The organism is Shewanella sp. SM32, from assembly GCF_025654235.1.
In the GTDB taxonomy this organism is placed as follows: domain Bacteria; phylum Pseudomonadota; class Gammaproteobacteria; order Enterobacterales; family Shewanellaceae; genus Shewanella; species Shewanella oncorhynchi.
In genome coordinates, this window is record NZ_JAKKRO010000024.1 from 1 (window position 1) to 26,407 (window position 26,407).

The 26,407-nt window shown below is 44.2% G+C and carries 22 protein-coding genes and 2 pseudogenes; 8 read left to right on the top strand and 16 right to left on the bottom strand.

From position 1 onward, the window contains the following. Positions 1-212: pseudogene (locus L5M10_RS11505) on the top strand (IS3 family transposase); the annotation flags it as partial. A 35-nt stretch (positions 213-247) separates the two neighbouring features. Next, positions 248-1,225 (top strand): annotated as a pseudogene (locus L5M10_RS11510) (sensor histidine kinase); the annotation flags it as partial. Between the two features lie 86 nt (positions 1,226-1,311). On the opposite strand, the gene tcdA reads toward L5M10_RS11510, so the two are convergent. Continuing rightward, complete coding sequence (gene tcdA / locus L5M10_RS11515; RefSeq protein WP_263255291.1) at positions 1,312-2,121, bottom strand: tRNA cyclic N6-threonylcarbamoyladenosine(37) synthase TcdA; 810 nt, start codon at positions 2,119-2,121, stop codon at positions 1,312-1,314. Between the two features lie 426 nt (positions 2,122-2,547). Between tcdA and L5M10_RS11520 the strand changes: the two genes are divergently transcribed. Both L5M10_RS11520 and L5M10_RS11525 read left to right on the top strand, forming a co-directional pair. Further along, positions 2,548-3,612 (top strand): porin, encoded by a 1,065-nt coding sequence (locus L5M10_RS11520; RefSeq protein ID WP_263255292.1) that lies wholly within the window; start codon positions 2,548-2,550, stop codon positions 3,610-3,612. A 435-nt stretch (positions 3,613-4,047) separates the two neighbouring features. Then, on the top strand, positions 4,048-5,127 hold the full coding sequence (locus L5M10_RS11525) for a porin (RefSeq protein WP_263255293.1): 1,080 nt from the start codon (positions 4,048-4,050) through the stop codon (positions 5,125-5,127). Positions 5,128-5,293: 166 nt separating this feature from the next. On the opposite strand, the gene parC is transcribed toward L5M10_RS11525, so the two are convergent. The 7 genes from parC to nudF are packed head-to-tail and all read right to left on the bottom strand — an operon-like array spanning position 5,294 to position 13,237. After that, positions 5,294-7,570 carry a DNA topoisomerase IV subunit A gene (gene parC / locus L5M10_RS11530; protein ID WP_198573784.1) on the bottom strand — a complete coding sequence of 759 codons (2,277 nt, stop codon included), beginning with the start codon at positions 7,568-7,570 and terminating at the stop codon, positions 5,294-5,296. Then, a complete protein-coding gene (locus L5M10_RS11535; RefSeq protein ID WP_131524110.1) occupies positions 7,563-8,735 on the bottom strand; it encodes a PQQ-dependent sugar dehydrogenase in 1,173 nt (390 codons plus the stop codon). The genes parC and L5M10_RS11535 overlap by 8 nt, the downstream gene beginning before the upstream one ends. Positions 8,736-8,787: 52 nt before the next feature. After that, positions 8,788-10,674: a DNA topoisomerase IV subunit B gene (parE, locus tag L5M10_RS11540; protein WP_105251473.1), complete on the bottom strand. Its 1,887-nt coding sequence runs from the start codon at positions 10,672-10,674 to the stop codon at positions 8,788-8,790. A 56-nt stretch (positions 10,675-10,730) separates the two neighbouring features. Further along, positions 10,731-11,306, bottom strand: coding sequence for a YqiA/YcfP family alpha/beta fold hydrolase (locus tag L5M10_RS11545; RefSeq protein ID WP_263255294.1), 576 nt, complete (start codon positions 11,304-11,306; stop codon positions 10,731-10,733). Between the two features lie 26 nt (positions 11,307-11,332). Further along, complete coding sequence (cpdA, locus tag L5M10_RS11550; RefSeq protein WP_263255295.1) at positions 11,333-12,172, bottom strand: 3',5'-cyclic-AMP phosphodiesterase; 840 nt, start codon at positions 12,170-12,172, stop codon at positions 11,333-11,335. A gap of 15 nt (positions 12,173-12,187) precedes the next feature. Beyond that, positions 12,188-12,628, bottom strand: coding sequence for a DUF1249 domain-containing protein (locus tag L5M10_RS11555; RefSeq protein WP_263255296.1), 441 nt, complete (start codon positions 12,626-12,628; stop codon positions 12,188-12,190). A 6-nt stretch (positions 12,629-12,634) separates the two neighbouring features. Next, positions 12,635-13,237 carry an ADP-ribose diphosphatase gene (nudF, locus tag L5M10_RS11560; RefSeq protein WP_263164698.1) on the bottom strand — a complete coding sequence of 201 codons (603 nt, stop codon included), beginning with the start codon at positions 13,235-13,237 and terminating at the stop codon, positions 12,635-12,637. A 244-nt stretch (positions 13,238-13,481) separates the two neighbouring features. On the opposite strand from nudF, the gene tolC reads away from it, so the two are divergent. After that, positions 13,482-14,789, top strand: coding sequence for an outer membrane channel protein TolC (tolC, locus tag L5M10_RS11565; RefSeq protein WP_105251469.1), 1,308 nt, complete (start codon positions 13,482-13,484; stop codon positions 14,787-14,789). Positions 14,790-14,865: 76 nt separating this feature from the next. On the opposite strand, the gene L5M10_RS11570 is transcribed toward tolC, so the two are convergent. The 3 genes from L5M10_RS11570 to L5M10_RS11580 are packed head-to-tail and all read right to left on the bottom strand — an operon-like array spanning position 14,866 to position 17,068. Beyond that, positions 14,866-15,603: a TIGR04219 family outer membrane beta-barrel protein gene (locus tag L5M10_RS11570; protein WP_131524113.1), complete on the bottom strand. Its 738-nt coding sequence runs from the start codon at positions 15,601-15,603 to the stop codon at positions 14,866-14,868. Between the two features lie 2 nt (positions 15,604-15,605). Next, positions 15,606-16,574 carry a DUF2333 family protein gene (locus tag L5M10_RS11575; RefSeq protein WP_105251468.1) on the bottom strand — a complete coding sequence of 323 codons (969 nt, stop codon included), beginning with the start codon at positions 16,572-16,574 and terminating at the stop codon, positions 15,606-15,608. Positions 16,575-16,585: 11 nt separating this feature from the next. Continuing rightward, positions 16,586-17,068 (bottom strand): copper chaperone PCu(A)C, encoded by a 483-nt coding sequence (locus tag L5M10_RS11580; RefSeq protein WP_028761867.1) that lies wholly within the window; start codon positions 17,066-17,068, stop codon positions 16,586-16,588. 33 nt (positions 17,069-17,101) lie between these two features. Between L5M10_RS11580 and L5M10_RS11585 the strand changes: the two genes are divergently transcribed. Then, positions 17,102-17,839, top strand: coding sequence for an enoyl-CoA hydratase (locus L5M10_RS11585; protein ID WP_028761866.1), 738 nt, complete (start codon positions 17,102-17,104; stop codon positions 17,837-17,839). Positions 17,840-17,970: 131 nt separating this feature from the next. On the opposite strand, the gene L5M10_RS11590 is transcribed toward L5M10_RS11585, so the two are convergent. The 3 genes from L5M10_RS11590 to dusA all read right to left on the bottom strand — a co-directional run bounded on the left by L5M10_RS11590 (position 17,971) and on the right by dusA (position 19,843). Next, entirely contained in the window at positions 17,971-18,171 is a 201-nt protein-coding gene (locus L5M10_RS11590) for a PspC domain-containing protein (RefSeq protein WP_113941528.1), read from the bottom strand. A 151-nt stretch (positions 18,172-18,322) separates the two neighbouring features. Beyond that, a complete protein-coding gene (locus tag L5M10_RS11595; protein ID WP_263164672.1) occupies positions 18,323-18,613 on the bottom strand; it encodes a hypothetical protein in 291 nt (96 codons plus the stop codon). A 210-nt stretch (positions 18,614-18,823) separates the two neighbouring features. Then, the gene (gene dusA / locus L5M10_RS11600; RefSeq protein WP_263164671.1) at positions 18,824-19,843 is read right to left on the bottom strand and encodes a tRNA dihydrouridine(20/20a) synthase DusA; all 1,020 of its coding nucleotides are present in this window, start codon (positions 19,841-19,843) and stop codon (positions 18,824-18,826) included. A gap of 734 nt (positions 19,844-20,577) precedes the next feature. On the opposite strand from dusA, the gene L5M10_RS11605 reads away from it, so the two are divergent. Then, a complete protein-coding gene (locus L5M10_RS11605) occupies positions 20,578-21,042 on the top strand; it encodes a chemotaxis protein CheX (RefSeq protein ID WP_105251417.1) in 465 nt (154 codons plus the stop codon). Between the two features lie 424 nt (positions 21,043-21,466). On the opposite strand, the gene alr is transcribed toward L5M10_RS11605, so the two are convergent. Together alr and dnaB are read right to left on the bottom strand one after the other, a co-directional pair. Next, positions 21,467-22,543, bottom strand: a complete 1,077-nt coding sequence (alr, locus tag L5M10_RS11610; protein ID WP_263142828.1) for an alanine racemase — start codon at positions 22,541-22,543, stop codon at positions 21,467-21,469. Between the two features lie 102 nt (positions 22,544-22,645). Next, positions 22,646-24,052 (bottom strand): replicative DNA helicase, encoded by a 1,407-nt coding sequence (dnaB, locus tag L5M10_RS11615; RefSeq protein ID WP_105251415.1) that lies wholly within the window; start codon positions 24,050-24,052, stop codon positions 22,646-22,648. Between the two features lie 125 nt (positions 24,053-24,177). Between dnaB and L5M10_RS11620 the strand changes: the two genes are divergently transcribed. Beyond that, positions 24,178-26,376, top strand: a complete 2,199-nt coding sequence (locus L5M10_RS11620; protein WP_263164669.1) for a S46 family peptidase — start codon at positions 24,178-24,180, stop codon at positions 26,374-26,376. The last annotated feature ends 31 nt before the right edge of the window (positions 26,377-26,407 follow it).

Genomic DNA, 26,407 nt, shown 5'->3' on the forward strand with positions numbered 1-26,407 from the left:
ATCGCCATAGCGGCATAAGGTTCGTGACACCGGCGCAGCGGCATCAGCAACAAGATGTCGCTCTGCTGGAGAAGCGTAAAGCGGTATATGAACAAGCTAAGTCAGACTACCCACAACGGTGGGCTGGCAGAGCAACCAGAAACTGGAGCCCTATAGGGCCAGTAAGTTTGAATCCGGAGCGGGAAATCGTGCAGGCTCAGGCAGCAGCATAAAACGGGAAAATCGGACAACTACCTTGAAAAACTCCGATAGCATGCAAGTACAACTTAGAAGCTCATTTAGCGCCTTAAAGAATTCTAAGACGGAACTGCAAATAGCCTTAGAAGATAGAGAGCGGCTACTCAAGCTCGAACGTAGCTATAAAGAAGAGCTAGCAAGACAAGTTAAAGAAAGAACACTAGAGTTAGAACAATCCCTTAGTGCACTAAAACGAGCACAACAGGTTTTAGTTGAGCAAGAAAAAATGGCGGCCTTGGGTGGACTCGTGTCAGGGGTTGCCCATGAGATAAACACCCCAATTGGCATTTGTTTGACGGCGGCAAGTGCGCAGCTCAGCCATATTGAAGAACTGATCGACCTGATCCACAGCGATCAAGCCACATTAGATGAGATAAATGAAATACTTAATGAGTACCAAGAAAGCTGTGAACTCATTGTCCGTAATATCACTAAAGCCAGTAGTTTAATTCAAAAATTTAAAACGATCGCCATCGATCGCAGTCACGAAGAACACCAATGCTGTAATCTAAACCAGCAGCTACATGAAATCCTAGAGTCGACATTAATTATGCATCCCAATGTTAACGCCTCAACGGAGATCAACGTGGAGCCTACACTCAATATCAAAACCAATATCAGTTTGTTAAATCAAATTGTTAGTAATATTCTCTCGAACGCCTTTACCCATGCATTCCAAGGACATGAAGACAATCTTATCCACATTAGTGCGACTTTGGATGAAGAATCAATTCAAATCAGCATTCAAAATAATGGCTTAGCCATTCCAGCCGATGTTGCTGAGCACATGTTCGAACCCTTCTTTACTACAAATCGTAATAAAGGTGGTACTGGCTTAGGATTATCAGCGGCCTTTAATGCCGCAACACTGTTGAAAGGCACTATGAGTTATCGCGCAGACTCAAAACTAGGCGGCCCACAATTTGATATTAAATTTCCATACACTCAATGTGAACCAGTCAATAATCAACAAGATTTTTATATCTAGGTATAACCTAATGAAATTACATAATATTGAAGGGGCATCACCGCCCTTGAAAGCGGTGATATCTTGACTGAATCTAGGTTAAGAGTTTAAACCGCCTCTTGAGCCTGCTGTGCCAATCGCGCTAATACGCGACTTGCCGCCACAAAACCAAATGTCCCAGTGACCATAGTTACAGCACCAAAACCAGAAGCACAATCCATCCTCATGCTGCCATCAGCCGCCGCTTTAGTACCGCACACTGAGCCATCGGCTTGGGGATACACTAACTGCTCACTGGAAAAAACAGCATCGATAGCAAACCGGCGTTGCAGGTTTTTAGAGAAGTTATACTCGCGGCGCAAAATATTACGCACTTTGGCTAGCAAAGGATCTTGGTAGGTTTTAGCGAGATCAGTTAACTGAATTTGCGTCGGATCTGTCTGTCCACCCGCACCGCCCACTGTCACTATCTTAATTTTTTGACGTTTACACCAAGCAATTAACGCAGCCTTCTGCTTAACGGCATCAATACAATCAATAACATAATCAATATTGCCCCCATCTTTAGCCCCGAGCAAATACTCGCCTAGATTATCCAATGTAATAAAATCTTCAATTTCATTCACTTGGCAATCAGGATTAATTTCACGGATCCGCTGCGCCATCACAGCGACTTTAGAGCTGCCGATAGTGGAACTGAGCGCGTGAATTTGACGGTTAGTGTTAGTGACACAGATATCGTCTAAATCCATCAAGCTTATCTGTCCGATGCCGCTTCGCGCTAAGGCCTCTGCCGCCCAAGTACCGACGCCACCAATACCAATTACCATCACATGGGATGTGGCAAATTTAGCCAACGCCTTTTGTCCATACAAACGGCCAATTCCGCCAAATCGATTTTGATAGGCCTCAGTCATAAATACTTACCTTATATTACCCAATAACAGCAGGAACGCTTGCCCCAGCATCCAGTAAACACCAGCTGGGACAGCTTAAAAGCAACACCAGAAATGTGCCGTGGATTCTAAACGATATCGACATAAACCGAAATCAGATCCTCAGACACCAGACACTAGATGCAAAGGGATACGAATACTAAATGAGTGTAATAAAAGCAAAGGCCCATCATTTACCACCGAGCCATTTGGTAATCGACTTAATAAAAACATGTATTTCACTTGTAAAACAATATGTTGAATAAGCCATTCTTTATATGAAACATGATCAAGATCACACTTTATCATTTCAAGTCTGTGCAGACTTTGCCGCATAAAAGCTCAACAGCATGCATAGATACTGAAGTTATCAATGCATATAACAGCGATAAGCACAGGAAAATGAAGATGAAAAAGAATCTACTGACGACGGCTATTATTTCTAGCCTCACACTCTATTCATTCACAGCACTCGCCGATGGCCCTGAATTCTATGGCCATGCTGATCTTGCCATTACCAATTCAGACACAGGTTATGCAACTCAAAACCAAAAGGAGGGCACTGTTCTTGAAAACAACTTCTCTTGGTTAGGCGTAAAAGGTTCTGAAACTGTAAGCCCTTACTTTGACATCATTTATCAAATGGAATTTGGTGTCGAAAACTTTGACAACTCAAATAAAACCTTCAATGCCCGTAATACATTCCTAGGTATCAGAAGTGCCGCAGGTACGGCTTTAGTGGGTCGTAACGATACCGTATTTAAAGCAGCTGAAGGTAGCTTCGATCTTTTCGGTAATACCAATGCTGATATCGACTTACTGGTTGCAGGCCAAACACGCTCCGCCGATGGCATTTCTTACTATTCACCTAAAATTGCCGATCTCGTGACGCTTAATGCCACTTATCTGATGAGTGATAACTATGACCAAGTGGATAAGAATGGCAACGACGTGTATAGCAAAGATCAAATGTATGCTCTGAGCGCCACCTTAGGGGATAAAGCCTTTAAAGCACAAAACTACTATGTCGCTGCCGCCTATAGTGAGGGTATTGATAACGTTGAAGCCTACCGTGGTGTGGCCCAAGCTAAATTCGGTGACGTAATCTTAGGTGCCTTATATCAACACAGTGAGCATGTAGATAATAAGTTTGCCAATCTCTCAGGCGATACCTATTTTGTGAACGCAGCCTACTTAATTGGCGACTTAAAACTAAAGATGATGTACGGCAAAGATGACTCAGGTTTAGGTAAATACGTGAGCCGTTATGTTGGTGACCAAAACAACAGTGGCCTAGAACAGGTCCGTGATGTTGACCTGCAACAGTTCAGTGTGGGAGCTGATTACCGCCTGAGCACTAAGACTATGGTCTATGGTCACTACACGCGCTTCGATGGTGATCTTATGTTGGCCGATGTAAAGCAAGACCTGAATGACAACATCTTTACTGTCGGTTTACGCGTTGATTTTTAAATAGATTAATCAACTAACCCCAAGGTTATTTATTGATAAAAAAGCGGCTTCGGCCGCTTTTTCTGCTTAGATATCGCCCCCAAACACAAATCTATAACCAATATGACAGACTTGCTACAGCATTAGTATATGCTACAGTTACCCTCGCCGACGCACTATCTAAGGCAATCCGCCTTACCTACCACTTAAGTAGTAAGTGAAAAATAGAGTTTTACCCCTTTCAGGTAAATTTGCAGTCAAGATATAAGGAAAGATCCCAGAAATGGCCCGAATATAGGCAAGGAGAGCCAAAAACATGATCTGCGCCACAGCCTGCGAGTCGTAAAACTGTAAAAATCGGCGGCAACTTTGTTACCGACTCAGGTAGCAAATGCGTTAAACCACACAAAAACCATGAAAAATGGATAAGAACTTAGGTTCGAGGGAGCACAAAACATGAAAAAGACATTCATCTCTGCATCAGTTGCATCAGTATTGGCATTGGCTTCATTCGGTGCGCTAGCCGAAGGCCCAAGCTTCTATGGTCGTTTAGAGCTTGCTCTAACCCATACTGACACAGGTGCCACTCTACAATCAGGTACTAACGGCTTAGAAGCAAACTATGCCGATGAGAATAACGCAGGTACTTATTTAGAAAACAACTTCTCTCTATTAGGTGTTAAAGGTTCAGAAAAAATCGCTGATGGCTTTGACGTTATCTACCAAATGGAATTCCAAGTTGAAAACACTTCTGGTGCAGGTGATGTTTTCAAAGCACGTAACACTTTCTTAGGTTTAAAAACTAACGCAGGTACTGTGTTAGTGGGTCGTAACGATACCGTATTTAAACAAGCCGAAGGTGCTGTGGATATTTTCGGTAACACTAACGCCGATATCGACCGTTTAGTCAGTGCCCAAACTCGTAGTGCTGATGGCGTATGGTATTACTCGCCAAAAATTGCAGGCTTAGTAACATTAAACGCTAACTATCAATTTGATGATAATAACGATCAGCTAATCGACGGTAAACCAGCCCCAGCAACGAATGAAAGCTTATACGCACTAAGCGCGACATTGGGTGACAGTAAGTTTAAAGAGCAAAACTATTATGCTGCAGTGGCTTATAACAAAGGCATTGCGGGTGTTGATGCATACCGTTTAGTTGGCCAAGCAAAATTCGGTCAATTCAAAGTTGGTGGTTTATTCCAAAACTCTGAAGATATTGTGAACAATGACATCGAAGGTAACACTTACTTTGTTAACGTTTCTTATGATCTGAACGGTGTAAACCTGAAGGCTGAATACGGCATTGATGAAGCTGGTTTAGGTGGCGCTTACACTAAACTGGGCGGCGTAAAAGGTGCTGATGACATCAATTTCCAAAACTTCAACATTGGTGCTGATTATCGCTTAGCGAAATCAACTATGATCTATGGTCAATACGCTATGTACCGTGGTGATTTTACTGTTGCTAATGCTAAAACAGATCTACAAGATGACAACGTATTCTCTGTAGGCGTACGTTACGACTTCTAATCTCTTACCTAAGAGATAATAAAAACCTATTGTAGTAATACAGTAGGTTTTTTTATGGCTCAAATCTAATCCAAAAGCGCCAAAAATAAAAAACCACCTAAGCCAAACTAAGGTGGTTTTAGTTAACCCATTTAATTCTTTACAGCATTGAAACCATTACAAAGCATTAGATGCTCGCTAAAGCATCACCGCCGTCACCTAATTCAACGCTATCGACACGTTGTAATCCTCTAGGCAATTTTGCACCACGACGACCACGTTCACCTCGATAATGCTCAAGATCGCTTGGCTTCAGTGTGAGTTTGCGCTTACCTGCCCACAAGGTAACCGGCGTATCACTCGGCACTAATTGTAAATGCGTCATAAGTTCATCGCGATTCTTGGCCCTTTCGGTTGGTATGCCAATAATTTTATTACCTTTACCCTTGGATAATTGCGGTAACGCTTCTAGCGAAAACAGTAACATCCGCCCTTCGTTTGTAATCGCTAGCAGTGACATTTCTTTAGTGCGGTCGATCAACTTAGGCGTTAATGATTTAGCGTTTGTTGGTAGACTCAGCAAGGCTTTACCTGCCTTATTGCGCGACACCATATCGTTGTATGAACAAATAAAACCGTAACCCGCATCCGTTGCTAACAAGTAACATTGGTCTTCTTCACCCATCAACACATGCTGCATGGTTTCGCCAGGAGCCATATTGAAGCGAGTCGTAATAGGCTCACCTTGGCTACGGGCCGATGGCAGAGTATGGCTATCCGTCGCAAAAGCCCGCCCAGACGAATCAATAAACACTGCGGCCTGATTGCTACGTCCCATCGCGCTACATAGATATTGGTCGCCAGACTTATAGGAGAGCGACAAAGGATCGATATCGTGGCCCTTAGCACAACGCACCCAACCTTTTTCAGATAAGACAACCGTCACGGCTTCTGTCGGCGTTAACTCTTGTTCAGTTAATGCTTTGGACTCATTACGCAATACGATTGGCGAGCGACGATTATCACCATAGGTTTCGGCATCTTGAATTAATTCTTTCTTGATCAAAGTCTTCAAGCGACGCTCTGAGCCCAATAACTGCTCCAGTTTTTCGCGTTCGGCTTCAAGCTCATTTTGTTCGGCCGTGATCTTAAATTCTTCTAACTTAGCTAAATGCCGTAACTTTAACTCGAGGATCGATTCGGCTTGTTTATCACTGAGTGAAAAACGGGCCATCAACTCGGCTTTAGGATCATCGTGAAAACGAATAATCTCGATCACTTCATCAATGTTGAGGAAAGCGATCATTAGGGCTTCGAGTATATGTAACCGCGATACCACCTTGTCTAAACGATATTCTAAACGACGTTTAACCGTATCAACGCGGAACTCTAACCACTCAGTTAATAAGGTTTTCAACCCTTTAACTCGCGGACGTCCATCGAGACCCAGCACGTTTAAGTTAACTCTAAAGCTCTTTTCTAAATCTGTGGTGGCAAACAAATGCGCCATCAGTTGATCGCAATCAACGCGATTGGAGCGCGGTACCACCACAAGACGCACTGGGTTTTCATGATCCGACTCATCGCGTAAATCGGCCACCATAGGCAATTTCTTCGCCTGCATTTGACCAGCGATTTGCTCTAAAATTTTACCGCTACTGGCTTGATGCGGCAGCGCCGTTATGATGATTTCACCGCCATCGACAGTGTAAACCGCGCGCGCTCTTAATGACCCACGGCCCGACTCATAAATTTTTGCAATATCGGCAGACGGGGTAATAATCTCGGCTTCAGTTGGATAATCAGGGCCTGGTACAAAGGCCATCAATTGCTCGAGTTCAAGCTTAGGATCATCGAGCAATGCTACGCAGGCGGAGACTAATTCTCTCACGTTATGCGGCGGAATATCCGTCGCCATACCTACGGCAATACCAGTAATACCATTGAGTAAGATATGCGGTAAACGTGCAGGCAGTACTTTAGGTTCCTTCAAAGTGCCATCGAAGTTAGCACCCCATTCAACCGTACCTTGTCCCAGTTCACTGAGTAACACTTCAGAGAATTTAGAGAGACGTGCTTCGGTATAACGCATAGCCGCAAATGACTTAGGATCATCGGGGGCACCCCAGTTACCTTGGCCATCGACTAACGGGTAGCGATATGAAAATGGCTGCGCCATCAATACCATAGCCTCATAACAGGCACTATCGCCGTGAGGATGGTATTTACCTAATACGTCACCAACCGTACGGGCCGACTTTTTATGCTTAGATTGAGCCGATAAACCTAACTCACTCATCGCATAGATAATTCGACGCTGTACCGGTTTAAGTCCATCACCAATGTGTGGCAGGGCTCGGTCCATAATGACGTACATGGAATAGTTCAGATAAGCCTCTTCGGTAAAGCGCCGCAATGGCATTTGCTCTACCCCATCGAGACTTAACTTGATAGCGTCACTCATTTTCTTCTAGTTCCTGTGTTTCTTCAGTACTATCGCCCTTATAAAACAAGCGATACACGTTACCTTTTAAATCATCGGAGATGTACATAGCACCATCGGATGCCGATAACAGCGCAAAGGGTCGAGCAACGGGAAATTCACCGTCAAGGAAACTAACAACCGTTTCACGACTCATCACTTTTTGATCTTCAATCTTCAACATTACCACTTGATAGCCAACTTTACTCGAACGATTCCACGAGCCATTTTCGGCGACAAACAACTGATTATGGTAAATATCGGGAAATTGACTGCCGCGATAAAATGCAAGTCCCGTGGGTGCAACATGGGCTGGCAACTCATACATTGGCAGAGTGATTTTTAAATTTTTCGGTTTTTCATAGGCAGGTTCGACAACACTACTGGCATGTAAATAAGGGAAGCCATAATGACTCCCTATCACATCGATGCGGTTAATCTCATCGGGTGGCAAGTTGTCCCCCATCCAATCACGGCCTTGATCGGCAAACCATAATTTTTTGTCTATTGGCGACCAATCAAATCCACTTGCATCACGCACACCAGCCGCAATCTGCTCACTCGCGCCAGTATCAACATTGATCGCTATGATACTACTGTAAGGCACTGGCGCTTCACAGACGTTACAGGGCGCACCAATAGACACATATAAAAGGCCATCTGGGCCAAAATTAATTGCCCGAGAACTTTTCTTCTCTGAGTAAGGCAAGTCACTGTAAATCTCTTTGGGTCGACTCGGGCGGCGCAATCTTTGCTCAATATCAACAAAGCGCACGATTTGATTTTCAGTGGCGACAAACAAGTCACCATTGTGGAATGCAATCGCATCGGGTGATTCAAGCCCTTTGGCTATCACATAACGCTTATCGACACGACCATCTTGATTACTGTCAACGAGAGCATGGATAGTGCCGCTCTTATTGGAACCGACAAATAAAGTGCCATTAGCCCCCATCGCCATCTGCTTAGCATCGCCAATATCCGAGGCATAAAGCGATAAACCAAACCCCTTAGCGACGGTAATCATGATCGATTGGGAACCCGCAAAGGCGCTATTGCAGAGCAATAACGTCACACTCGCTAAGAGTGTAAAACCGGCAGAAAACACCTTTAAGCAATTATAATTATTAGTTTTAATATACAACATTGTAATTTTCTTTATGCCTATGTTTTATTGTTATCGGCAATAGTGCACAACATTAAAGTAAAGCCATGTCACCCTTATCTTCAAGCCAGTTTTTACGGTCCGGCGAACGCTTCTTAGCGAGCAACATATCCATCAAAGCATCCGTTTCTTCGATGTCATCTATCGTCAACTGTACTAAACGACGGGTGTTTGGATCCATCGTTGTTTCACGAAGTTGTAAAGGATTCATCTCACCCAAACCCTTAAAGCGGGTGACTTGTACCTTACCCTTTTTATTCTCAGCGGCAATACGGTCTAAAATACCCGCTCTTTCTGCCTCATCTAAGGCGTAATAAACCTCTTTGCCGATATCAATACGGAACAACGGCGGCATAGCAATATACACATGACCCTGCTCAACTAAGATACGGTAATGCTTCAAAAATAGCGCGCATAACAAGGTAGCAATGTGCAGTCCGTCTGAGTCGGCATCCGCAAGGATACAAATCTTGCCATAACGTAATTCAGAGATATCGCTGCTATCGGGATCGCAACCAATCGCGACCGAAATATCATGAACTTCCTGTGAAGCTAATACCTGCGAAGCATCGACTTCCCAGGTATTCAAGATTTTGCCACGCAGCGGCATGATGGCTTGAAACTCACGATCGCGGGCCTGTTTAGCACTACCACCCGCAGAATCCCCTTCCACGAGGAATAACTCTCCGCGCATCGGATCTTGGCCACTACAGTCTGTTAGCTTACCCGGCAGTGCAGGTCCCGAAGTCACCTTTTTGCGGGCCACTTTTTTGGCGGCCTTTAAGCGGCTCTGGGCATTATTAATGCACATTTCGGCTAAGGATTCAGCTAACTCGGTATTTGAGTTCAACCAGAGTGAGAATGCGTCACGCACAACGCCAGACACAAAAGCAGCACATTGGCGACTAGAAAGCTTTTCTTTTGTTTGACCAGCGAATTGCGGTTCTTGCATCTTCACCGACAATATAAACGCGGCGCGATCCCAGATATCTTCGGGTGAAAGTTTAATACCACGGGGGATTAAATTTCTGAACTCACAAAATTCGCGCATCGATTCCAATAAACCTTGGCGGAAACCGTTCACATGGGTACCACCCAGTGGAGTCGGAATTAAGTTTACATAACTCTCGCCAATGGATTCACCGCCTTCAGGCAACCAAGTAATGGCCCAATCTGCGGCTTCTAGTTGACCTTTAAAGCACCCCACAAACGGCTCTTCTGGCAATCTTAAATTGTCACCGATAGCCGCCTTTAAATAATCGGTTAGGCCGCTTTCATAGAACCATTCATGGACTTCATTTGTCTGTTTATTGGTGAATTTTATCCGTAAACCTGGGCACAGTACCGCTTTAGCACGCAGCAGATAAATCAGTTTTGAATTTGAGAAGTTAGCCGAATCAAAATAGCTCGCATCGGGCCAAAAATGCACTCGAGTCCCCGTATTACGACGGCCACAGGTCCCTGTTGGGCGTAAATCTTCAACCTTAAAGCCATTTTCAAAAGCGATGTCATACACTTGGCCATCACGGCGAACCGTGACTTCGACACGGCGCGACAAAGCGTTAACCACCGAGATACCAACACCGTGTAAACCACCGGAGAACTGGTAGTTTTTATTCGAAAATTTACCGCCAGCATGCAATTTGGTCAGAATTAACTCAACCCCAGGAATGCCTTCTTCTGGGTGGATATCCACTGGCATACCACGGCCATCATCAGTGACTTCGAGGGAATTATCTGTATGTAGAACAACTTCAATTTTTGTCGCGTGACCTGCCAATGCCTCATCGACACTGTTATCTATGACCTCTTGGCCCAAATGGTTCGGTCTGGAGGTGTCGGTATACATACCTGGACGGCGTTTAACAGGATCGAGTCCGTTGAGAACTTCAATGGCGTCAGAGGTGTATTGATTTGTCATAGGGCACGCTATAGGTTGTTATATCCGGCCATGTTGCGGCTCGGCATGTCAGTTTGTCAAGGTAAGTGTAAAAATTGGCTTACAGTTTGCAGATGCGACTCATAACCAACAAAGCTGTGATCACCACCCGCTTCAACTCGCAATTGACAGTGATGATACTTATTGACCGCTTCGCGATAATCCAGCACATCATCACCTGTCTGCAATAATACCAAAAAACGATCCGGATTGCGGATCACAGCCGTATTAAATTCAGCGACTTCAGACTTATGCTCAGGTAAGACAAGATAATGCTGTTCAGTGTAAGGATTGAATTGCGGCCCCATAAACTCATCGAACAACTCAAAGGGTTTTACCGCAGGATTAACTAACACCGCTTTGCCACCGTAGGTTTCGGCTAAATAGCTGGCGAAATACCCACCTAAAGATGAGCCTATATAAGCTAATGGCTCTTTGGCATCAATCGCAGCCTCAACATAATCGGTTAAGAGCACCATCGCAGCCTTAGGTGTATTAGGCAATTGGGGCTGATGGAAGGCCACACTAGGATGATGCCGCGCCATGTACTTAGCCGTCATCACAGCTTTATCTGAAAATGGAGAGCTATTAAAACCGTGAATATAAAGCAGCATATTTCCTCAGGCTGCGGCTATTCGCGTTAATAACCGCTAGAGTTGTTGTCGGGGGAAAAATGGTTACCCGGTACGCGATACACTTTAGTGTTGATGCTACCATCGGCTTTCAACTCCAGCAAACGATAACCCGGTTGAACGCCATCCAAGGCAAAATAAGGCGATAACGGCTTAAATTGAATACAAGTGGAGGGTGTCGCCATCAACTGCAACGTGCCATAGGGTCCATTATGATGGGTATCAATACATTGGTGCACATGTCCCCAGAGCAATCCTTTGACCTGCGGATACTTTGCCACTCGCGCGATAAACTCGGCGCCATTGTCCATGCAGTGCTGATCCAACCAAGTACAACTCACGACGATGGGATTGTGATGCATCACCAGTAAAGTATGGCATTCAGGATGTGCGGCAATGGCTTCATCAATTAATTCGAACTGAGTCTCGGCCATATTGCCGCCAGGCTTTCCCCGCACGGTTGAATCCAACATGAGGATTTGCCAGTTTCCCGCCAGAATACGCTGCTGCCCAAAAATCTGTTCACCCTGCATGTGCAGATACATGATCCGTGGATCGTCATGATTTCCAGGAAGATAATGGCAAGGTAAGCCAACGGGGGTGACTGCTTTCACAAATTGCTGATAGGACTCAGCCGAATAGTCTTGACTCAAATCGCCCGTGGCGAGCATCAAGTGAGCAGGATAGTCCACAGCTCTAATCGTATTTAATACGGCAGCAAAACTTTTGCTAGTATTAACTCCTAATAGCTGAGCTTCAGGATCGGCAAAAAGATGCGGATCTGTGACTTGCACGATACGCACGCTTTCCCCTTCAGCTATGGAGTAAGAGACAGCCTCTTTCAGCACATTGAATACCCAATTCTAAGACTGGCACACGACACTGTGTTGGTAACCAATCTTTAATAACTCTCCCAGGAATGCATTCACCTGGTACTTTTCATCACTTTGATACATGCGTACATTGGGATAATCATACACTGGGCGTAATTGGTAAATCTGTTGGCCAGTTAACACTTCTGCTAATTTAGCATCGTGATAAATTCTCACTAACACCTTGGGAGTATTGATAAACTCCTTGATTTCGATGGGACGAAATATCTCAACTAGCTGAGTATATTTGGTATTTTCTAAAATTCGCACTACTAATATACCAAACTCACCTTCGAGTCGCCATGACTCACCGATAGCTATCTCTAACGGTAACCATTTCAACATGTAACCATAATTACGCCCGCACAGTGCTAAAAAATCACTGACGTTGGGTTTATAGCGCCGTTTTAGACTCGAAGTAGCCAAATTCATCCCAACTTAAACCAGTTGCTGATAGTTCAATTGTAACCATTGTAATCCAATAACGGTCGACGCATTATCGATCTCACCCGCAACCACTCGCTCATAAGCTTGCTCGCGGCTCATGACATGCAATCGAATATCTTCGTGCTCTTCAGCTAATCCATGCAATCCACGGGCGTTGTTTGAATCGACATCAGCCCAATAGAAATAGAAACGTTCTGTACTACCACCTGGACTCGCTAAATAGCTATTTACACTGTGTATTTGCTTAGCCATTAAGCCTGTTTCTTCCATTAATTCGCGGTGTGCAACATCCAGAGGCGTTTCTGCGGGCGCAATCATACCCGCGACTAACTCAAGAAGCCAAGGAGATTTAGCGGTTGCTAATGCAGGAAAACGTACCTGTTCAATGAGTACGACTTTATCTTGCTTGGCATCATAGGGCAGAACGACCACAGCATGACCCCGTTCAAACACTTCGCGAGTGACAGGCTTACTCCAGCCACCAGCGAATAATTTATGCTTGAAAGTGTATTCGTCCATTGAGAAAAACCCTTGATAAAGGGATTTTTTTCCTAAGATCTCAATATCCGTTTGCGAAAAAACAGGGGGTTTCATACTCTATCCTTAAAAGTTAAATTTGCGCCTACAATCAAGGCAATTTGAGCACATTTTTAAAATAAAATCTGTTACACTTCGAATTTGACTTGAAAGTGTCAGAGTTCTTAGACTCTAGGTCATTAAGTTTTAGCTGTATCGGGAAGCGTCGGGAAGCGCAAACCGCCTTGGTAAAGGCATTACTTAGTCTAAACGAAGTTAAAATATTCCTCCGTGGGGGGATTTTGTCTAATAAGGACAGCAAATGAAATTTAAGATCCATAATTTATGCGCAGCATTAACACTTGCGGCTTCCGCTTCAGCGGTGCAAGCAGATGATTTGTTGCAAATTTATCAGCAAGCACTGACCAGCGACCCGCTCGTATTGCAAGCCCAAGCCCAGCGTAATGGTTTGTTTGAGAAAATCGAGCAAAACCGCGCTCCGCTGTTGCCAACCATTAGTGCAAACGTCGGTTATGACAAAGCTTGGAATGATCCGAAGGATGATGCAAGTGGTCTAGTAGGTAGCCTGAAATTAAATCAAGTCATCTATGATCACAGTGCTTGGGTTGGTTTAAGTCTTGCTGAGAAAGCCGCTTCTCAAGCTGATTCCGCTTATGCTTCCGCATTACAAAACTTGATTACTCGTATCACTAAAGCCTATTTCGATGTATTAACGGCGAAAGACAACTACGAGTTCCAAGGTGCAGAAAAACGCGCAATCGAGCGTCAACTTGAACAAACTAAACAACGTTTCGCAGTGGGTTTAACCGCGATTACCGATGTGCATGAAGCTCAAGCGCAATATGACTTAGCCTCAGCCACTGAAATTTTAGCCGAAAACACGCTCGCCAATAGTTATGAAGCCTTACGTGAAATCACCGGCATCGATCACAAGACGATTAATGTGCTAGATACCAACCGTTTCTCAGCCGTTACACCAGCGCCAACGTCATCTAGCGAATGGTTAAAAATTGCTGAAACCAATAGTGTTGATTTAATGACTCAACGTATTGGTAAAGATATTGCCCAAGAGACTATTAAGCTTTATCAAGCAGGCCACATGCCGTCTTTAAGCTTAAATGCCGGTTACAACAAAGGTCTTGAGCAAAAAATGGGTAATCTCAACGAACCTGATTTTGATAATGTCAGCGTTGGTGTCAACTTAAGCATTCCGATTTTCGAAGGTTTTAAAGTCAGCTCACAAGTTAATGAAGCACAATTCCAGTATGTTGAAGCAAGTGAAAAGCTTGAGCAAATTTACCGTGGTGTAGTGAAAAACGTTCGTAATAACTACAACAACGTAGGTGCTTCTATCAGCTCAATCAAAGCTTATGAGCAATCTGTTATTTCATCAGAAAGTGCCCTAAAAGCCACTCAAGCGGGTTTCGAAGTGGGTACTCGTACTATCGTTGATGTTTTGAACCGTACCCGTGACTTGTACGACTCAAAACGTAAATTATCCGATGCGCGCTATAGCTACATCAACTCAGTTGTTGCACTAAAGCAAGCTGCGGGTACATTGAATGAAGATGATGTTATCGCCATCAATAATGGCTTGATTGCACAGTAACAACACTCTCAGTCATTAAATATAAAAAACCGCCATTTGGCGGTTTTTTTATGCTTAGAAGTTAAAATCAACAAAATTAGAAGTTGATTTCAACACCCGCAAAATAACCTTTAAATTTAGTATCAGCACTCACACCCGAGAAATTACTCACATCGAATAAAAATTCACGGTAGCCTACACGTACACGCGTATCGACGGCCAAACCATCAAATTGCCAACCTAAACCAATTGCATAGTCGTGCACGCTTGACTCATTGACGCCCTGCATCAAATCAGCAAAACCGTACAAGCCTAAGCCAGGCATACCTACATGCGTACTGGCGTAACCCATCACAATACCGCTATCGACATCTTTCTCTTCTGGATGGCCAGGATCTTGAACACGCAGTGAACCATTCATTAACTTGTATGCTGCACCGAGATCCAACGACACTATGTCGTTGTCCAATATTTCGTAGTACAGCACGAAGTCTGTGTTACTCAAATCAGTATAAGCAGTAACATTACCTTTAAAATCATGACCATTGAAGTTGAAATCAGCATCCGACATGCCGCCTTTCTGATCTAAGCTATTTTCACGGATTTTAATGTTAGGGACAAATGGCAATGGGTGCTCAACTGCAATCCAATAACTGCCTTGAGCAGATGAACTGTAATCAAATGTTTGTTGTGGTTGACCTTTATCAGCAAAAGTACCGCTAGTATCGGCGCGCCAGTAATCACCACCAATAGTAAAACCAACCACAGTTGCCGCTTGGGCAGATGAGGCCATACAGAATCCTAATACCGCACTGGCGAGGAGAGTTTTTTTCATAATTAACCTTGAGATAGCAAGTTCGTTAAATCAATCACCGCGGCATTCGCACGGGATACATAGTTAGCCATAACCAATGAATGATTAGCGACTAAGCCAAAACCGCTGCCATTCAGCACAACAGGGCTCCAGACAGTTTGCTGAGTCGCCTCCAGTTCACGAATGATCTGTCTTAGGCTTACTTCAGCATTTTTCTTCTTCAATACGTCAGCAAAGTCAACTTCAACTGCGCGCATAAAGTTCAACAACGCCCATGAAGCACCACGGCTCTCATAGAAGACATCATCAATTTTCCACCAACTGGTTTTTACCTGATGGCTGGTCAAATTTGGGGTTGATTGACGCGCCGAATTGTCACCAGCTAGGTCTGTATTTAAGCGCTCTTGGCCAACGCTGGCAGATAAACGCTGCGACATACTGCCCAGACGTTTCTGCACTTCTTTCAACCATTCATTAAGGTTGTCAGCACGGGCATAAAACTGTGCATCTTGATTATTTGGGTCCATCATGCGGGCACGATAAAGCTTCAGCAATTTGATTGCATCGCGATATTCGCTTTCGGCACTCGGTACTAACCAGCTTGTGTGGTCAATATTGAGCTTAGATTGGGCTTCGCCTAAATCTTTGTCCGCCGCAGATTGTGACTGTGAGCGGCTAAACTCTTTACGCATAATCAAGGCTAAATCACGGGCTTGCTCCAAAGCACCATATTCAAATGCGGGCATGTTATCCATGAAGATGGAAGGTGGCATCACATCGTTTGATAGCCAACCACCTTGCTTATCGAGTAAATTTTCGACTGTGAGGATTAGCGATGTAGTAGTAGCGTACCCAACAATATTCTTATTGGATGCTGTTAATTGTTGAGGGCTAATTGGATCCGGTTCGATACTCCACCATACACTCACGCCATAACCGATTAATACTAAAAATAAACCGACCCCGGTAACTTTTTTCCATGTAATTTGCATCAAGCGACTCCTTAATGATGGTGATGATGCTCTTGCTCTGCGGCGTTTTCTGCTGCTTTACTAACAGGCAGGGTAATTGCCATTTTCTCGCCACCGTCAAACTCTAATTGCAGTTCAACTTGTTGCTCTAACACCAATGGCGCTTTTAAGCCAAGCAACATGACGTGATCCCCTGACGGCGTTAACGTTAATGTGCCATGGGAGGGGATGTCAAAACCTTCAACATGGCGCATCTTCACCATGCCTTGGTCTTCGATAATCGTGTGTAATTGGGCATCCTTTGCCACAGTCGTACTGACACCGATAAGACGAATCGCTTTATCTGTGTGGTTTTCAAGCGTAAAGTAAGCCGCAGTATTTGGTACTGTCTCAGGCATGGCGCGTATATGACCTTCAGTCATGACTACGTTCGCCAACGCTGAAAATGATGCACAAGATAAAACTAGACAATTAAACAGCTGTTTGAATATTGGTTTCAATGTCTTAAACTCCATGTCTACCCAATGTCGTCGTAAAGGAAACAACCCATGAGTCATATACAGGTTCAGGATGATCAGGGCGTGCGTATTATTAGCTTTAATCGCCCTGATAAACGCAATGCACTTGATCTTAATATGTATAAACAACTGACAGAATACCTGATCGAAGGTGAAGCAGACAACGACATTCGTGCCTTTATGCTCCATGGCCAAGATAATTGTTTCACCTCAGGCAATGATGTTGCTGACTTTTTGAAAAATAGTGACTTAGGGCCAAATCATCCCGCAGTACGTTTCTTATTTTGTCTGCTCGAACTCAAAAAACCTCTGGTGGCTGCTGTTTCTGGTGCCGCCGTCGGTATAGGTACAACCGTACTGCTACATTGCGATCTGGTATACGCTGACAACACGGCGAAATTTCAACTTCCCTTCGTCAACTTGGCTCTCGTGCCGGAAGCGGGGGCTAGCCTACTCTTACCAGAACTCATTGGTTATCAAAAAGCGGCTGAGTTACTGCTACTTGGTGAAAGTTTTAATGCCGAGACGGCCCATAGACTCAATATGATCAACGAAATTGTGGCCCATGAAGATTTACTCAGTTATGCACTATCTCAGGCAAAAAAATTGGCAAATCAACCGCCACAAGCCCTACAAATCACACGTCAATTAATGCGTCCGCATAAAAATCGTGTACAACACCAAATGCACCAAGAACTTGAACAATTTAGCGCTAGGCTAAAAAGTGATGAAGCCAAAAGCAGATTTCAAGCTTTTTTGAAAAAGTAGTCTGCAAGGCAGTATGCACATACATTTTCGCATGAGGGTCAAAGTGCCCTCTTGTTGATAGGTTTAACTGCATCATTTTAAATCAAAACAAGCCACTTATTAGCTCATCAACGCCAGCCATCACTGCATGCTTAGGCTGGTTTTTTCCATTGGTCAACTAACAATGCTAAAACAAAGTAAATTAGCAAACTCACACCCGGCATAAATACAACTGCACCAGCCCACACCGCACGAGTCCAAAAACAAGACCAATCAAATTTCCACGCCATACCAGCGGCAACACCACACACTAATCGCTCTGGACTCTCCATACGCACTTTTAATCGTTTCATCTAAAACCTCGGCTCAGTTGATCGCTAACTTATTTATCATTAACACTATGCCACTGAAACCAGCAAATAATGCCTGAAAACAACGCAAGACTAATTACAGGTAACAGTAGCAATGTCATCAAAGGTGCTACAAACCACATAAGCAGATCCTTTACTTAGCGCTATATTCATCGGCACCTGCCGATTCACCTTTATTTTCAGCGTTTAAGCTAAGTTGACTGTTGAAGTCATACATACTTTCAGCCAGTTGTGTTTGCAATGACATCACAAATTCACGCTTTACACTGACGAACAATTCTTGTGTCTGCACAGTTAATGTTTGCTCAATAGTTCCCACAACATCTGATATTGGTGCGGCTTCTGCGTGTGCTGCAACGCTACCGACTAACGCGCCTAATAACACACTCATTTGTACTGATTTTTTAATGGTTAACATAAACATGATGGCATCCCTTTCGATTAATTAACTTGACGAAAGGAGTATTACAAACTGCGTGCCAACTTATAAAAACATTCTTAACAGCATGATTCTAATCACTTTAAAGTATTTTAAGTGAACAGGATGAGATATAGGAATGAATTGGGAAATAACAAGTGGTGAAAAATACTACTCAAACTAGTAAATTTCACCATCTTTTAAGTTGATTAGAAATCACTCAGTGACTTCAGCTTGAATACTCTGAAAAGCCTGTTTTACCACTTCTATCCCAGCGCCGTTTTTATGGGCATTTTCACTCAAATAACGACGCCAAGCGCGGGCACCTGGTAAACCTTGAAATAAACCTATCATATGACGAGTAATATGATTGAGCCGGCCACCAGACTGCAAATGCGCTTCAATATAAGGCAACATAGCCTCAATCACAGCCTCTCGGCTGATCACTGCTTTTTGACTGCCACACAATATTTGATCCACCTGCGCCAGAATATAAGGATTCTGATAAGCCTCGCGCCCCATCATTACTCCATCGAGCTGCACTAAATGAACTTGTGCTTGCTCGAGAGTTGTTACGCCGCCATTAATACCAATATTAAGTGCAGGATAATCACGCTTAAGTTGATACACACGCTCATAATCGAGCGGCGGGATCTCGCGATTCTCTTTTGGGCTTAACCCTTGAAGCCACGCCTTACGCGCATGGATAGTAAAATCCGTACACCCTTTTGCACTGACCACATCAATAAACTGGGTTAAAAACGCATAACTATCTTGTTCATCAATTCCGATACGCGTTTTCACAGTCACAGGAATATCAACGACTTGTTTCATGGCGTCAACACACTCAGCCACTAACTCAGGTTCCGCCATCAGACACGCGCCAAAGCGACCATTCTGCACTCGATCGGAAGGACAACCCACATTGAGGTTAACTTCATCGTAGCCACGCTCAGCAGCGAGTTTAGCGCAACGAGCCAAATCTAAGGGATTAGAACCACCTAACTGCAACGCCAAAGGATGTTCTTCTTGGTTATACGCTAAGTAATCACCGCGACCATGCAATATCGCTCCTGTTGTCACCATTTCCGTATACAACAAAGCATTAGCCGACATCAAACGTGCAAAATAACGATAATGCCGGTCTGTCCAATCCAACATGGGCGCAATGGAAAAGGTTCTATCGATTGGAATAGTTGATATAACAGGGTTTTTACTCATTTTAGACTGAATCATCACGCTCACATTTTAAGCTGTTTTTACACATTTGTGCATTTGTCTAATTGCCGGGCATCCTGTGAGGTATCCCAAATTATAAGATTGAGCGCTCAAGATGGTGTTCCCAGTAATTGACCTGAAAACACGTACTGAACAACACACTACAAATGCGTCGTTAGGGTGAAGCAAAAAGTGAGACAGTTTACAGCGAACATCGTACTTTTACAAAGTCAGCTAAGACACTCAAGGCCAAGACGCCTTTTTGATAGCACTCCACAATGCCGAAAATAGCCATATAAAATGGGATTACGTAAGACGCGATGGGATAGAGAGTTGAGTAGCAACGCCTTCTCACAAGTTCAAGTGCAAATAAAAGTCGAGTTACTCCATAAAAAGGCTAAAAAACTTTGCAGCATCGGCACTCATGAGCCACTATGAATGGGGCTAATGCAGCCCATTTTTGTATGTATGAGACGTAAAACAACGCCATTTGACGATAAGCGTCTTCCAAGCAAACTTATGAACCATCATACAAAACGATCTAAACAATAAAGGAAACGGTTATATGGAGCTTTAGCTGCCTATAACTCAGATAAATGATAAGAATATCTTTAAATTAGCCTCACATTTATAGCGGTCTCATCTAAGCTGATAGAGTGTGATCAAGATTGCTGTCGATAAGCAACTTTTCTAATAGCCTTAAGCAATGCCATTACTCCATGGTTTAGGCTCAAAAGAGGACAAACTTAGGCATGAACGTTAATTTTATTAATCCTTTCCTCCAATCTTTGCTCAATGTCATATCTACGATGGCGAGCATGGATTTGACGCCGGGCAAACCCCAAATCAAAGTAGATAACTTAGCTAAGGGTGATGTATCCGGCCTAATAGGTCTTGTTGGACCCCAAACAAAAGGATCACTGTCGATTACCTTCGAACAAAAGCTTGTTTTGCAGATAATGCAGAATATGCTGGGCGAAAACCCGGGTAAAATTAACGAGGAAGTGACTGACTTAGTAGGCGAAATTACGAATATGGTGACTGGTGGCGCAAAAAATCTTTTGGGTCAAAAAGGCTATGAATTTGAAATGGCCACTCCTATGGTCGTATCAGGAAAAGGCCATACTATTTCCCATAAAGCTAATGGCACTAAGATTATCATGCCATTTACAAGCCCGCATGGTACTGCTTATATTGAAATATGTTTTGAAAACTAATAGCTTAAATACATCAAGCCAGTCAGCTCAAAATACATTAACTATCCTGTCGCTCTGGATCTTATGTTTCATTCGCTTTTTTAAAGCCAGATAACAAAGATCAGAACAGCTGGTTTACCGTAACCTGAATTGAGATATTTTTATCGTCTATTTTGCCGCCTAACACCAGTTCAGCACAGCTTCATCCTCAGGTCCAAAACATATTGCGTCGCCAACGGTGAACTGCAAACCACTATTTCGCTTATCTCAGCCCTACAGGTTCGACACTTCTCTCGCTAACAAATAACTATAATTCATAGTGTTATTTGCAGTAACCATTCGTGTAGAGGCAATTATTCATCCTGACACTTTACATAAAAGAAAACGGTGTTTAATCACCGTTTTCTTGCTAAAAAGTGTCCCCAAATACTTCCATTTGTCAGGGTTAAGCTAAGCAAACCGCAACCCTTGGGGTGAGCTTAGTGACTAATTCATAAGCGATAGTACCGATATGTTCAGCGACTTCTTCAACGGGTAATGCTTTACCCCACAACAAAGCACTGTCGCCAACCTTATCTTGCGCATCTTGGCCTAAGTCGACAGTCAACATGTCCATAGAGACGCGGCCTACTATGGGTACGCGACGACCATTGACCCACACGGGTGTGCCTTCCGGTGCATTGCGAGGATAACCATCACCATAGCCAATCGCCACGACACCTAAACGGGTATCTTGCTTCGCGGTCCAGAAACAACCATAGCCCACTGGCTGATTGGCTTTATGATCCCGTACCGCAATCAACTGTGATACCAATTCCATCGCAGGAACTAGCCCGTGATTCGCACCGCAATCACCAGTAACAGGAGATACACCATAGAGTGCGATACCAGGACGGATCCAATCGCCTTGGCTCTGAGGCCAATACAAAGCACCAGCAGAGTTTGCTAAGGTTCTAAATCCGGGCAAGCCTGCCGTTAACGTATTAAAAGCCGCCATCTGTACTGAGGTATAGGTGTTTTCAGGCTCGTCCGCACAGGCAAAATGTGTCATCAAATGGATCGGTTTTGCCACATTGGGACAGGCCATTAACCTTGCGTAAACCGTTGAAAATTGTTCGGGCGTAAAACCTAAACGATGCATGCCTGAATCCACTTTAAGCCAGACAGTGACAGGTTTTGACAACACAGTTTGCTCTAACATTTCAAGCTGAGAGCTGTGGTGCACTACAGTGTCAATATCATGCCCGACGAGTAACGGGAGATCGGTGGCACGGAAAAAACCTTCTAGTAACAATAAACGCGCTGTCACGCCGCCCGCTCGTAATTCTAAGGCCTCATCCAATCGTGCTAGGCCAAAGCCATCGGCATTGACTAAACAATTAGCGACATTCAATAATCCATGACCATAACCGTTCGCTTTAACGACGGCCATCACACGACTCGCTGGTGCCTGTTGACGCAACGCAGCGAGATTGGTTTGCAGTGCACTACTGCTAATTTCTGCACGGGGAAAAGGGTTCAAAATTTACCTTGTTTACTCAGGAAATAAAAAGTCACGGATATAAAAAATACATCAATACAGCTCATCTTCTGCAAACGCAAACTGACTGTTTTTAAACGTCAATTAATCTTCTTCAAACTGCGGCCCAGCATAATTATCGAAACGCGAAAATTGCCCTTGGAAAGTGAGCCGCACCCGACCAATGGGGCCGTTACGTTGCTTACCAATGATGATTTCTGCCGTGCCTTTATCTTGAGAATCGTTGTTATACACTTCATCGCGATAAATAAACATGATGAGATCCGCATCTTGCTCGATAGCGCCCGATTCACGCAAATCCGAGTTAACAGGACGTTTATCGGCCCTTTGTTCGAGCGAGCGGTTAAGCTGCGACAGGGCAATAATCGGGATTTCCAACTCTTTGGCTAATGCTTTCAGCGAGCGTGAAATTTCAGAAATTTCTAAGGTACGGTTATCTTTTAAGGCGGGCACCTGCATTAACTGCAGGTAATCTATCATGATCATAGATAAACCACCGTACTCACGGGCAATACGACGCGCGCGGCTACGAACTTCTGTCGGCGTTAACCCCGAACCATCATCAATATACATTTTGCCTTGCTCGAGCATGATACCCATAGTCGATGAAACCCGCGCCCAATCCTCGTCATCGAGTTGACCAGTACGGATCTTAGTTTGATCAACACGACCCAAGGAGGCCAGCATACGCATCATAATCTGTTCGGACGGCATCTCGAGACTGAAAATAAGTACGGGTTTATCTTCATTCATTGCGGCCTGTTCGCACAAGTTCATCGCGAAGGTGGTTTTACCCATAGAAGGACGCGCCGCAACGATAATCAAGTCACCGGACTGGAAGCCTGCGGTCATTTTATCGAGATCGTTAAAACCGCTCGATACTCCAGTCACACCGTTATGGGGGTTGTTATAAAGCTGCTCAATCTTATCGACTGTTTTTTCCAGAATGGTTTTAATGCCTTCGGGACCTTCGTTAGCATTAGTTCGCATCTCGGCGATCTTAAAGACTTTACTCTCAGCCAGGTCGAGTAATTCACCCGAGTCACGACCTTCTGGGTTATAGCCCGCATCTGCAATCTCATGTGCGACGCGGATCATGTCACGCACTACGGCGCGTTCACGGACGATTTCGGCGTAGGATAAAATATTACCCGCACTTGGGGTATTTTTCGCAATCTCACCTAAATAGGCAAAACCACCGGCATCTTCTAATTGATTTTCAACTTCGAGCTGTTCAGAAACCGTGATCAAATCGATCGGTTGCCCTAAATCAACCAATCTGTGCATGGCAGAGAAGATCATCTTATGTGAGCGAGAGTAAAAATCCTCTTTTACTACAGCCTCAGCGACCCTGTCCCACGCTTCGGCATCTAACATCAAGCCGCCTAATACCGATTGTTCAGCCTCAATTGAATGCGGTGGCAGCTTGAGTCCATCAAGCTGCAAATCTCTTGGCTTACTTTTAGGCTTAAAAGCACCTTGTTGTGACATTAACGCTCCCGATTTCCAACAACTTAACAAAATATGATATAAAACCCGCGTCAAGCAAACAGGATGTTTACACTCGCCTGTTATTTCATTCCAACGGACACTCTAACAATCAATAAGGAAAGAACATGCGTATTGCATTGGTTGCGGCCTTAGTACTGACATCCGGCATAGCAACTGCCGACGAAGGACAATGGCAACCTTATCAAATGCCTTCAATTGCAGACAAACTCAGTGAACGCGGAATCGATATTCCGGCAGAAAAACTGGCCGATCTGACAAGTTATCCAATGAACGCTGTGGTTGGGCTGGGCTATTGTACCGCCAGTTTTGTCTCCCCCCAAGGGCTAGTTGTGACAAACCACCATTGTGCCTACAAGGCGATACAATATAACACTAAGCAAGAGCATAACTACCTAGAACAAGGCTTTTTAGCAACATCGATGGACAAGGAACCCTCTGCCGGTCCCAACGAACGTTTATACATCACAGAAGCAGTGACCAATGTCACCGCGCAAATCAATAAAGACCTCAGCCAAGACCCGCTAAGTCGTTACGAAGATATCCAAAATCACAGTAAAGCGCTCATCAAAAGCTGTGAAGCCGATGCTAACTATCGTTGTAATGTGCGCAGTTTCCATAACGGCTTAGAATACTACTTAATCAAGCAATTGATGATCCGCGATGTGCGCTTAGTCTACGCACCACCTGAAAGTGTTGGGAGCTATGGTGGCGATATTGATAACTATGAATATCCACGCCATTCGGGTGATTTTGCCTTCCTACGAGCTTACGTCGGAAAAGATGGCAAACCTGCTGCTTATAGCGACGATAACATTCCTTACCAACCAAAGAGCTACCTTAAGGTCAATGCCGATGGCGTAAAAGCCGGTGATGGCGTGTTTGTGGCGGGTTACCCAGGCACGACTAGCCGTTACAACCTGACCAGTGAACTTAAATTTGCCAGTGATTGGTTGTACCCAACTCAAGCTAAGCGTTATCAATTACAGATTGATACTATCGAGGCGATGGGACAAAAAGATGCCGATATCGCCATTAAGTACGCAGGTAATATGGCCTCAATGGCCAACCGGATGAAGAAACTCAACGGCCTACTAGCGGGTTTTAAAGCAACGGATATCATTGGCATTAAGCAAAGCCGTGAAGATAATTTTTTAGCTTGGCTTAAACAAAACCCTAAGCTAAATCAAAATCTCATTGCTGAGTTAGAAGTGTTACTCGCCGAGCAACAACAAGCATTCCAAAGTAATTACTACTTTACCAATGCCCAATCTAGCACATTGTTAACCGCAGCAAACAGCCTCTACCGTCTTGCTAAAGAAAAACAAAAGCCCGATGCCGAGCGTGAGCAAGGCTACCAAGAACGTGATATTGCTATGCTAAGCTCACGTCTTAAACGTATCGATTCAAGTTTTGATGTCACTGTTGATAAGACTTTGTGGCTACAGGATTTAAATGCTTACCTTAGCCAATCAAATCGCGTAGCTGCACTCGATGAAATGCTAAGTGCGAACACTAAAGATGCCGATCTCGCAGCTAAACTCGATGGTTTGTACTCACTCACTACGCTCACAGACCAAGCTAAGCGCCTCGCGTGGATGAATGCCGATGCTAGCGCTTTCGAAACCAGTGCCGATCCCTTTATTCGTTTAGCCGTAGCACTTTATGACACGAATATGGCACAGGAAAAGTCAGAAAAAATCTTAGACGGCAAGCTGTCTAGTGCTCGCCCTGATTATATGGCGGCCGTGATCGAATACTACAAAGCAAACAACTGGCCAGTCTATCCTGACGCCAACGGTACGCTACGGATCAGCTATGGCATGGTTGATGGTTATCAATCACGTGATGCGCTCTATAAACAGCCGTTTACTCGTCTTGATGGCATAGTCGCAAAACACACAGGCGTTGAGCCCTATAATGCGCCGAAAAAACTCCTCGATGCAATTCACGAGCAACGTTTTGGTGAGCACTTGGTCAAATCCGTGTATCAAGATCCCCGTGGCTGGATTTGCCGTCTGTTCTCTTGCTTAGATAAACCAGAAGAATTTAACTCAGTACCGGTTAATTTCTTATCCAGCGTGGACACCACAGGTGGTAACTCCGGCTCACCAGTCTTCAACGGAAAAGGTGAGTTAGTGGGCCTTAACTTCGACTCAACCTATGAAGCTATCACTAAAGATTGGTTCTTCAACCCAACCATCACTCGCGCGGTGCACGTGGATATTCGCTATATCCTGTGGATGATGGATGAAGTCGACCATGCCGATAACTTAATCCAAGAATTGGATTTAGTGAGAAATTAATACTCTGAGCCAAACACGGATTCAACCCATC